Origin of the sequence: Geobacillus thermopakistaniensis (assembly GCF_000498995.1) — a bacterium.
Classification (GTDB): Bacteria; Bacillota; Bacilli; order Bacillales; family Anoxybacillaceae; genus Geobacillus; species Geobacillus thermoleovorans.
In genome coordinates this window covers 1-10,167 of the sequence record NZ_AYSF01000080.1, presented here as the reverse complement: position 1 = coordinate 10,167, position 10,167 = coordinate 1, and the positions used below count along the sequence as shown (strand labels likewise).

Annotated in this window: 8 protein-coding genes and 3 tRNA genes; all 11 read right to left on the bottom strand. The window is 51.2% G+C overall.

Features of this window, described 5'->3' with window-relative positions; genetic code table 11:
- Positions 1-424 precede the first annotated feature (424 nt).
- Entirely contained in the window at positions 425-1,303 is an 879-nt protein-coding gene (locus T260_RS124360) for an IS982-like element ISGsp1 family transposase (protein ID WP_023634440.1), read from the bottom strand.
- A gap of 325 nt (positions 1,304-1,628) precedes the next feature.
- Entirely contained in the window at positions 1,629-3,431 is a 1,803-nt protein-coding gene (glmS, locus tag T260_RS124365) for a glutamine--fructose-6-phosphate transaminase (isomerizing) (RefSeq protein WP_011229667.1), read from the bottom strand.
- A gap of 550 nt (positions 3,432-3,981) precedes the next feature.
- The gene (glmM, locus tag T260_RS124370) at positions 3,982-5,331 is read right to left on the bottom strand and encodes a phosphoglucosamine mutase (RefSeq protein ID WP_023634438.1); all 1,350 of its coding nucleotides are present in this window, start codon (positions 5,329-5,331) and stop codon (positions 3,982-3,984) included.
- 27 nt (positions 5,332-5,358) lie between these two features.
- The gene (locus T260_RS124375; protein ID WP_023634437.1) at positions 5,359-6,597 is read right to left on the bottom strand and encodes a CdaR family protein; all 1,239 of its coding nucleotides are present in this window, start codon (positions 6,595-6,597) and stop codon (positions 5,359-5,361) included.
- Complete coding sequence (cdaA, locus tag T260_RS124380; RefSeq protein ID WP_011229664.1) at positions 6,590-7,411, bottom strand: diadenylate cyclase CdaA; 822 nt, start codon at positions 7,409-7,411, stop codon at positions 6,590-6,592. Before cdaA ends, T260_RS124375 begins: the two co-directional genes overlap by 8 nt.
- Positions 7,412-7,483: 72 nt before the next feature.
- A complete protein-coding gene (rsiW, locus tag T260_RS124385; protein WP_011229663.1) occupies positions 7,484-8,095 on the bottom strand; it encodes an anti-sigma-W factor RsiW in 612 nt (203 codons plus the stop codon).
- Between the two features lie 14 nt (positions 8,096-8,109).
- Positions 8,110-8,673, bottom strand: a complete 564-nt coding sequence (gene sigW / locus T260_RS124390) for an RNA polymerase sigma factor SigW (protein ID WP_011229662.1) — start codon at positions 8,671-8,673, stop codon at positions 8,110-8,112.
- Positions 8,674-8,873: 200 nt separating this feature from the next.
- Entirely contained in the window at positions 8,874-9,773 is a 900-nt protein-coding gene (rocF, locus tag T260_RS124395; protein ID WP_021322054.1) for an arginase, read from the bottom strand.
- 148 nt (positions 9,774-9,921) lie between these two features.
- A tRNA-Ala gene (locus T260_RS124400) sits at positions 9,922-9,994 on the bottom strand.
- Between the two features lie 5 nt (positions 9,995-9,999).
- Positions 10,000-10,071 (bottom strand) — tRNA-Gly (locus T260_RS124405).
- Positions 10,072-10,075: 4 nt separating this feature from the next.
- Positions 10,076-10,151 (bottom strand) — tRNA-Lys (locus tag T260_RS124410).
- Positions 10,152-10,167: the final 16 nt, after the last annotated feature.

Below are 10,167 nucleotides of genomic sequence, written 5' to 3'. Positions count from 1 at the left end.
AATAAGAATTGCGATAGACCTTTTTGACTTGAACGTTCATAAGAGAAAAACTCCTTTACGTTCCTTGTGTGTCAAGGATTCATTCGACATCGGAACGAAAAAATCCTCCCGATTTTCGTCGAGAGGGTGCGAAATGTGAGTTTTTAATAATCATATACTGTTTCTTATTGAAACAACTCACCCGTTAGTCGCCTATGCCCCATTCATGTCACCACATTTTAAAAAAATTATGTTCTCCCGTGTGATTTGAAGAAGATCGATATCTCACAATAATTGTACCATAATATTACAAATATTTTTAAAATATCCTGCTTTTTTTAGTGATTCTATCTGATCGAAAATAAAAAAGTGCTGGCATAAACCTATGCCAACACCTTTTCCCAGTTACCATTATTATTTTCTAACCCGTGGTGCTAGTTGAGCGTCAGCGCTCAACCAGCCCTAGTGTGACCAAGGAATAAGCCAACAAGATGCCATCGAGTGCCACTTCAAACCCGGCCATGGAATTCGCTCGAATGTCGGTGATCCGGTATTGGTCTACGAGAATCGAAAACACCGTCTCGATGACTTTGCGTTTTTTCCTGATCCATTCTTCCCATGCCTTGGATGGGCCGTGCTTTTGATTGTGTCGAGACGGTGTCCAGAACGCGGCTTGGTGTTCTTCGTACAGCTTTTCTCGAAGAGCGTGGCTGATGTACCCTTTGTCCCCAAAGTTGTAGGGATGAGGGATTTGAGTCATCACCGTTTCAGCGGCTTTGACGTCGTGGCAGGACGCTTCCGTCACGACATAGCCCATGGCCAGCCCTTGATTGGTCACTTGAAGATGCAGCTTGAAACCGTAGTACCATTGCTTTTTGGAAGCACAATACCCCATATCCGCGATCCCTCGAAACCGCTTGACGCGCTGCATTCTTGCGGGATGGCACAACGGAAGAGGCAAGCTGTCGACGACCGCATAAGCATGGTGTTGGCCACGTTTCGCCAGCTCATGACGGATCCATTTGATGGCGAAACCAAGCGCCCGGCAGCGGCGGTTGTATCGGGAGCGTTCAAGAAACGAGCCGTTTGTGAACAAATTTCCCGTGACAAAACGATGCCAGGCTCGTTCGGAAGAAAAGCCCAGCAGCTTCCCCAAAAGGTGAACCGCCATGACCACTTCGTCTTCTTGCTTGACCAAGTGACGGTTGCGGCGATGAAGATCCATTTGAATCAACGACAGTTGGGCAGAAACAAAACAGAAAATAGCGGCATATTGTTTTTGAAGTTTGGCTGGATCTGTAGTAAAATGAAAGTGCTCTTGCATGGGGGATCTCTCCTTTCGAATGTTGGGTGACACTTTCATTCTACTGGAGATCCGCCAGCAAGGGCTATTTTTATGCTTGATCAAGTTNTCGAATGTTGGGTGACACTTTCATTCTACTGGAGATCCGCCAGCAAGGGCTATTTTTATGCTTGATCAAGTTTATCTAGCACCACGGGTATTTTCTAGTTACCAACTTTATTTTTCAGTATGCGACTTTATTTTCCGCAGATAATAGAAAAAACAAAAGCCTGCTGGATTCACCAACAGGCTTTCAGTTCCCGACTTTTTTGTCATTCAACAACAGTCTTTCCGACCAACGAACCGCTCACTCCACCGTCACGCTCTTCGCCAAGTTGCGCGGTTTGTCGACGTCGCAGCCGCGGTGCAAGGCGGCATAGTATGCGATCAGCTGCAACGGCACGACGGACACAAGCGGCGTAAGATCCGGATGGACAGCCGGGATGATGAAGCGGTCGCCGTCGCCTTCCAGGCCGCGCATCGAGATGACGCACGGGTTCGCGCCGCGGGCGACGACTTCTTTTACGTTGCCGCGAATGCTTAAGTTGACGTGCTCTTGGGTGGCGAGGGCGATGACCGGCGTGCCGTCCTCAATCAAGGCGATCGTGCCGTGTTTCAGCTCGCCGCCGGCGAACCCTTCCGCTTGGATGTAAGAGATCTCCTTCAGTTTCAGCGCGCCTTCTAGGCAGACATAGTAGTCAACGGCACGGCCGATAAAGAAGCAGTTGCGCGTCAACGTCAAGTAGTCGCTTGCGATTTTCTCCATTTCTTCTTTCGCATCACACAGCATTTCCATCACATTGGCGACGATGGCGAGCTCTTTCGTCAAGTCAAAGTCCAGCTCAAAGCCTTTCGCTTTCGCCGCCGCGGCGGCCAAAATCGCAAGCACAGCAATTTGCGCCGTATATGCCTTTGTCGAGGCAACGGCGATTTCCGGGCCGGCGTGCAACAGGAGAGTATAATCGGCTTCCCGCGACAGCGTCGAACCTGGGACGTTCGTGATCGTGATCGCTTTATAGCCGAGTTTGTTCGTTTGCACGAGCACGGCGCGGCTGTCGGCCGTTTCGCCGCTTTGCGAGATAAAGATGAAGAGCGGCTTTTCCGACAACAGCGGCATGTTGTACGAAAATTCGCTGGCAATATGCACTTCGACTGGAATTTTCGCCCACGACTCGATCAATTGCTTGCCGACAAGACCTGCGTGGTAGCTCGTTCCGCACGCGACAATGTACAGGCGGTCGGCGTTCAGCACCTCATTGATGATCGCTTTGTCAATGGCCAATTCACCGTTGTCATCTTGGTATTTTTGAATGATGCGGCGGATGACGAACGGCTGCTCATCAATTTCTTTCAGCATGTAATGCGGATACGTCCCTTTTTCAATGTCGCTCGCATCGAGCTCAGCCGTAAATGGCTTCCGTTTGACTGTTTCACCGTTTAGCGTTTGAATCGTGACGTTCTCGCTCGTGACGATGACGAGTTCCCCATCCATCAGTTCGACGAATTGATTCGTCACTTGGAGCATCGCCATCGCATCGCTCGCCACGACGTTAAATCCATCACCCAATCCGACAAGAAGCGGGCTTTTGTTTTTGGCCGCATAGATGGTGTTTTCGTCTTGTGCATCGATCATGGCGATGGCGTACGATCCTTTTAACAGCGAGAGCGTTTTTCGGAACGCTTCTTCCGTTGTCAGCCCGTCACGGACGAATTTTTCCACGAGCTGGACGATGACTTCCGTGTCCGTGTCGCTTTGAAACGCAACATCGGCTAAATAATCGCGCTTGACCATTTCATAGTTTTCAATGACACCGTTATGCACAAGCGTAAAACGGCCTGAGGCGCTTTGATGCGGGTGGGCGTTCACTCGGCTTGGCGCCCCGTGTGTCGCCCAGCGTGTATGGCCAATGCCGACCGTCGCGTTGACGTTCGGGTCGACGATGCGGCGCAAATCAGCGATCCGTCCTTTTTCCTTAAACACATGCACGCCGCTTTCGTTCAATACGGCGATCCCCGCCGAATCGTAGCCGCGATACTCGAGTTTTTCCAATCCGCGCAATAAAATTTCCTTCACATCTTGATAACCGATATAGCCAACAATGCCGCACATGGCAAATGTTCCTCCTTTTCATCTTGGAGGCTGCCGCTAACGAGAACCGTCTTTCCTGTTCAGTTGTCAAAGAACATGTTCGGGGTCTCGCCGATCCACGGGCGGCAGACTCCCTTCTTCGTTTCGCGCGATGACATCCTCCCCTTTGTGCAAAGGGTCACCCCTTTGTTTTAAGAGAGGACTTGCGGCTGTCATCGCTCCAGCCGGGAGGCATCCGCCGAAAACCTCGATAAACCTCCTCCTCGTCAACTAAGCGTTCTTCCGTCCAACGCTTAGTCCAGGCGCTTTTGTCTCGTCAAAACCGATGCAACAACCAACCACCTTTTTGCTTTGTTGGCCATGCCTACGGTTGCGGCAAGCCATCACTTCACCATGTTCCGCTCTTCGCCCTTCCATCGCCTCCTTTCAAGAAAAAGGCAACAACGTTAATATTACAGGACATTCCCAGCGGCGTCAACTATCATCTATCCATCCCTTTATATAAAATAACCTATGCATAAACGGAAGCGAACGTTCCGTCTATGCATAGGGTGGTTGTCCAAGCGGTCGGTTATTCCACTCCCATTTCACGGCGGACGACATCCGCGATCCGCTCAACGTAGGCGCGGCACGCTTCCTCGGTTTGGGCCTCCGCCATAATGCGCACAAGAGGCTCAGTCCCCGATGGGCGGACAAGAACGCGGCCATTGCCGTTCATCTCTGCCTCCACTTCCGCGATCACTTTCTTGACTTGCTCATTTTCCATCGCTTTTTCTTTATCTTTTACCCGGACGTTCACAAGCAGCTGCGGGTATTTTTTCATTTCCCCCGCCAATTCGGAAAGCGGCTTGCCTTTGATTTTCATGATGTTGACAAGCTGGAGCGCCGTCAACATTCCGTCCCCCGTCGTGTTGTAGTCAAGGAAGATGATATGTCCGGACTGCTCGCCGCCGAGATTATAGCCGTTCTTCTTCATTTCCTCGACGACATAGCGGTCGCCAACGGCCGTTTGTACACTTTTGATTCCCTGCGCCTCAAGCGCCTTGTAAAACCCAAGGTTGCTCATGACCGTCGAGACGACGGTTTGCTGTTTCAAGCGGCCGGTTTCTTTTAAATATTTGGCGCAAATGTACATAATTTGATCGCCGTCAACAATGTTGCCGCGTTCATCCACGGCGATGAGGCGGTCGCCATCGCCGTCAAAGGCGAGCCCGACATCGGCTCCTTTTTCTTTGACAAACGCCGCCAACGCTTCCGGATGGGTGGAACCGACTCCTTCGTTAATGTTGAGCCCATTGGGCGAAGCCCCCATTGTCACGACATCCGCATCCAAATCGGCAAATAAGTACGTCGCAAGCGATGACGTCGCCCCGTGCGCGCAGTCGAGGGCGATTTTCATCCCGGAAAAATCTTCTTCATCGATCGTTTGTTTTAAATACTGCAAGTACTTTTGTCCGCCTTCAAAATAGTCGTTTACTTGCCCAAGCCCAGCCCCGATCGGCCGCGGCAGCATATCCTCCGCGCTGTCGATCAGCGCCTCAATTTCCGCTTCCTGCTCATCCGACAGCTTGAACCCGTCCGGACCGAAAAATTTAATGCCGTTATCTTGCACCGGGTTGTGAGAAGCAGAAATCATGATGCCGGCCTGCGCTCCAAGCGCCTTCGTCAAATAGGCGACACCTGGCGTGGAAATGACGCCAAGGCGCATCACTTCAGCCCCGATCGACAAAAGCCCGGCGACAAGGGCGCCTTCAAGCATATGGCCGGAAATGCGAGTGTCGCGCCCGATCAATACTTTCGGGCGCTCAGCGCTTTTGGTCAGCACGTATCCGCCGCAGCGGCCGATTTGAAACGCCAACTCTGGCGTCAATTCACGATTTGCGACTCCTCGTACACCATCAGTGCCAAAATATTTGCCCATTCGTTCACTCTCTCCTTACTATGCAGTTTATTGTGCAGTTGCTTTGTCGCTAATATGGACCATCGCCGTTTCCGCCGACGGCTGCCATTGGACTTGTTCAGGGTGGTTCCATTGAATGGGAACTTGATGTTCGCCAATGCCGAGGCCGCTAACATCGACATACAAGCGGACATCATCTTTCGTCAATCCACGGACGACATCGGGCGGACCGACAAGGCGGACCGTAATTTTGCCTTCAAGCGGTTTGACAAATTCAGCTTTGTATGAATCCGGCAAGCCGACGACGGCGATCGGCACGTCTTTCCACGTTTGCGTGACGTCTTTTTCCACATCAATATGCACCTTGATTTTGTCTGGATCGACGTTTTTTGCTCCATCAGGGAGCGGAGCGTCAAGTTCTACCGTCGCATCGTCGGTAATGTCGTCCAAATCAACTGTCAATCCTTCCAGCTTGTCAATATGGTTCAACACTTCCTTCGGTCCATAAATCGTCACTCGATCCGGCTCCGGCGTGATGCTGACAAGATGCACACCATCCGGCAACTCCCCAGTTGTTCGCACTTGAACCGGCACCGTCTTGCCCGGGCTTTTCACCGGCACGGTTACTTCCACCGACGATGGCTCTGGCTCAATATCCAACTCATTTCCCCGTCGATCGTACACCCGAACGCGCGCTTCTCTCGTCAGCGTTTCCGTCGCCCCATCTAAGTCGACGATGGCTTTGACAAACGCAATCTCGTCGATTAGTTCCTTCGCCCCGGTAATCGTCACGGCATCTGGTTTCACAGTCGGTTCTCCAACGGAATAGCCATCCGGCATTTTGTTTCGATTGAAAAATTCAACACCGACAGGAAACCGTTTCGACACTTTTTCACGAATCGTCACTTTGGCGGAGGAAGGCTGAATCGTCACTTTCAACTTGTCAGAGATGTCCCTGTATTTGATCGGCACCGTGTATGTCCCTAACGGCAATTCCGTTAAATCGACATACACCTCGAAATTTCGCTGCAGAGCCGTCGGCTTGACAATGCTGGCCGGCCCTTGGAGCGTAACGTTCACGTATTTCGGGACGCCAGATACGACCAAGTTGTCTTCATCATAGTAAGCGACCACCGGAATATCGATCAACGTTTCCGTATCTTCCTGGCCAAACGTGTTGCGCGTCTCACCGGTTTTCGCCCCGACATTGGCCGACATATACAGCATAATCGCCAGCAATAAGGAAACAACGCGAATAAACCAAGGATGGTCCATCAACTTATCCATGTTTCTTCCCCCTCCATTGCCAACGGGAAGAAGCGGGCGCCTTCGTCGCTGGAGCAAGTTCGCCGGTCAACAGCTCCCGAAACTCATCGATCGTTAAATCGCGGTACAGCTCGCCGTTTTTCGTCAACGATACCGCTCCCGTCTCCTCCGACACGACGACGGTGACGCTGTCAGTCACTTCGCTGATGCCGAGCGCCGCCCGATGGCGTGTTCCGAGCTCTTTCGAAATAAATGGACTTTCCGATAATGGTAAATAACAGGCCGCCGCAGCGATTTGGTTTTTTTGAATAATGACCGCCCCATCATGAAGCGGCGTGTTCGGAATGAAAATATTAATGAGCAGTTCAGGCGATACATGAGCGTTTAACATAATGCCGGTTTCGACATAATCGTTCATTCCGGTTTCCCGCTCAATGGAAATCAGCGCGCCGATGCGTCGCTTCGCCATATACTCGGTCGCTTTTACAATGGCCTCCACCATTCGCATCCGCTCTTCATCTTCATTGACCGTATTGCGGGTGAACAGCCGTCCGCGGCCGAGCTGCTCAAGGGCGCGCCGCAATTCTGGTTGAAAAATGATGATGATCGCGAGAAATCCCCAAATGATCGCCTGATCCATCAGCCATTGCAGCGTTGTCAAACCGAGATAATTGCTCACGAAACGAACCAAAATAATTAAAAAAATGCCTTTTAACAGCTGAATGGCCTTCGTCCCGCGAATCATCATGATCAACTTGTAAATCACATACCAAACGACAAGGATATCAACCACTTTTAACAAATATGACACGATGGGGAGCTCTCCGAAGGACATCTTCACACTTCCTTTATCTCTAATTCCAATCTGTTGATGGCCACGGAAAAAGCCATCGAACGATGGCTGCCATCATTCAATCGATTGGAGCGCACGATTGAACCTTTCTTTAATATTATACCAAATCCATTCAAACACTTGATTAATTTCCTCCACTTCCCCTGTCACTTGCCCGGCGGACGCCATATATTTCTTTCCATGGATCACAGTCACGTCCCCATCAACCGTTCCTTCAATCCGAATCGAGCCATTGCGGACGACAATATCCCCTTTGACCGTTTCTCCTTTCGGCACGATGACAGTATGATCGCGGATGATGACATGTTCATCAGCTGAGACGGAAAACGCGCCTCTTTCCCCCCATGAAGAAGCTAAGCTGCCTAAAGTGAGCGCTAAAAACAACGAGGCAGCCGTAAGCAGCGGGTGGCGATGCAGGAAGCGGCGCAGCCGCGCGGTCTTTCTCTCTTTCGGCATCGCCTCCATAACCTTGGCTGCAAACGACGGCGGCGCCGCAACGTGGGCGGCATATTGGAGGAAAGCAACCGTCTTTTTCAGCTCGTGAAAATGGGCAGCGCACGCAGCGCACGAACGCAAATGTTCTTTCAGCTGCTGCTCTCCTTCTGGCTGGAGATCTCCATCAAAATAGCTGTGCATGAGCAACACGATTTCTTTCGGACATTCCATAGTCTCCCACCCTCTTATAAATGACCCAATTGCCTGCGCAACGCTTCGCGGCCGCGATGCAGCCGCGTTTTCACCGTGCCGACCGGCAACCCTAAAATCTCGCTGATTTCTTGCAAGGACAAATCTTCCATATATTTCAACACGATCACGCTTCGATACTTTTCTGGCAACTGCTCAATCGCTCGCTGCACCGTCTCTTGCAGCTCCAGGCTTTCCACTGCCTCCTCCGGGGATGCTTCGCGGGAAGGAAGCTGAGCCTGCATCGTCAACCCGTCCGTGCCTCCGACCTCTTCATCTAAATACACGTCCGGCTTCCGTTTCCGCAATTTATCGATCGTCAAGTTCGTCGCGATCCGGTACAGCCAAGTGGAAAACTTCATTTCTGGATTGTACGTATCAATATGGATGTAGGCGCGGATGAACGCCTCCTGCGCCGCATCTTCCGCCTCATGCCGATTGCCAAGCATTCGATAGCAAAGGCGGTAAATCTTGTCCTTATACAAATCGACAAGATCCGCGTATGCGTTTTGATCCCCTTTTTGGATCGCCTTAATTCTCTTTTTAATAAATAGATCCATAAAATACAATACCCCCGCCTCACGGCTTACTGTATATTACGGCGCTCGATCAAGAAAAGTTTCATGCAACATATTTATTGTATCATACAACTGAAAAAGAGGGGACGCCAAACAAATGGCAGCCCCTCTTTCACAAACAGCGGGAACAAATCATCATCATATCCGTGAATCCCGCAACCAACCCTCTTTGCCCACATGCATTAAATGAGTTTTTCACCAAACAACGACCCCATCAGCGCTACAGCAACTGATGCTGTTTTGTTCCGCTCATCCAAGATCGGGTTCACTTCGACAAATTCCGCTGAAGTGATGATTTGTGCTTCGGCCAGCATCTCCATCGCCAAATGGCTTTCGCGGTATGTCAATCCTCCAATGACAGGCGTTCCGACTCCCGGTGCGTCGCTTGGGTCAAGGCCATCCAAGTCAAGCGACAAATGAACGCCATCCGTTCGTTCTTTTAAATAGGTGATCGTTTCTTCCATCACCCTTGTCATTCCGAGCCGATCAACCTCATGCATCGTGTAAATTTTGATTCCTTTTTCGCGAATAAACTTCTTCTCCCCTTCATCAAGGGAACGGACGCCAATCAACACGACATGTTCCGGCTTGATTTTGGGGCTGTATCCGCCGATTTGCGTCAGCGCCGGATGGCCAAACCCGAGGCTCGCCGCCAGCGGCATGCCATGAATGTTTCCAGACGGCGACGTTTCCTCGGTGTTGACGTCGCCGTGCGCGTCATACCAGATCACTCCAAGCCGCTCATAATGTTTCGCCACCCCGGCGATCGTGCCAATGGCGATGCTATGGTCGCCGCCCAGCACAAGTGGGAAGCGCCCCCGCTGAACGACTTGGTCAACCGCCGTCGCGAGTTTCTCATTCGCCTCCGCAACCGCTTTCAAATTGCGCAACCGTGAATCTCCTTGCTCGTGCAACCGCTCTGCTTTCCCAATCGGAATATCTCCCAAATCTTCAATATCGTAATGAAGACGTTCCAGACGTTCGATAACGCCTGCATAACGCATTGCGCTCGGCCCCATATCAACGCCGCGGCGTGTCTGCCCTAAATCCATCGGAACCCCGATAATTGAAATTGGCTTCATGCTGTCTCCCACTCCTTTCCGGTTCCTGTTACGTCTTTATTGTAGAGGAAAGAAAGGGGATGACTCAACTTGACAAAATTTTGAATATTTATACCGATATAACAAAAAAGAGCAGGCTGCTTGTGGTTGTCAAGCAGTCTGCTCTTGATGGAGCCTATCGGGATCGAACCGATGACCTCCTGCGTGCAAAGCAGGCGCTCTCCCAGCTGAGCTAAGGCCCCGCCCAAGCGGAAGACGGGACTCGAACCCGCGACCCCCACCTTGGCAAGGTGGTGTTCTACCACTGAACTACTTCCGCGCTATGGTGAGCCATGGAGGACTCGAACCTCCGACCCTCTGATTAAAAGTCAGATGCTCTACCTACTGAGCTAATGGCTCATGGTTAGGATAACAC

Coding starts and splice junctions, on each gene's coding strand:
- T260_RS124360 (WP_023634440.1), bottom strand. CDS start 1,303: ATGCAAGAGCACTTTCATTTTACTACAGATCCAGCCAAACTTCAAAAA.
- glmS (WP_011229667.1), bottom strand. CDS start 3,431: ATGTGCGGCATTGTTGGCTATATCGGTTATCAAGATGTGAAGGAAATT.
- glmM (WP_023634438.1), bottom strand. CDS start 5,331: ATGGGCAAATATTTTGGCACTGATGGTGTACGAGGAGTCGCAAATCGT.
- T260_RS124375 (WP_023634437.1), bottom strand. CDS start 6,597: ATGGATAAGTTGATGGACCATCCTTGGTTTATTCGCGTTGTTTCCTTA.
- cdaA (WP_011229664.1), bottom strand. CDS start 7,411: ATGTCCTTCGGAGAGCTCCCCATCGTGTCATATTTGTTAAAAGTGGTT.
- rsiW (WP_011229663.1), bottom strand. CDS start 8,095: ATGGAATGTCCGAAAGAAATCGTGTTGCTCATGCACAGCTATTTTGAT.
- sigW (WP_011229662.1), bottom strand. CDS start 8,673: ATGGATCTATTTATTAAAAAGAGAATTAAGGCGATCCAAAAAGGGGAT.
- rocF (WP_021322054.1), bottom strand. CDS start 9,773: ATGAAGCCAATTTCAATTATCGGGGTTCCGATGGATTTAGGGCAGACA.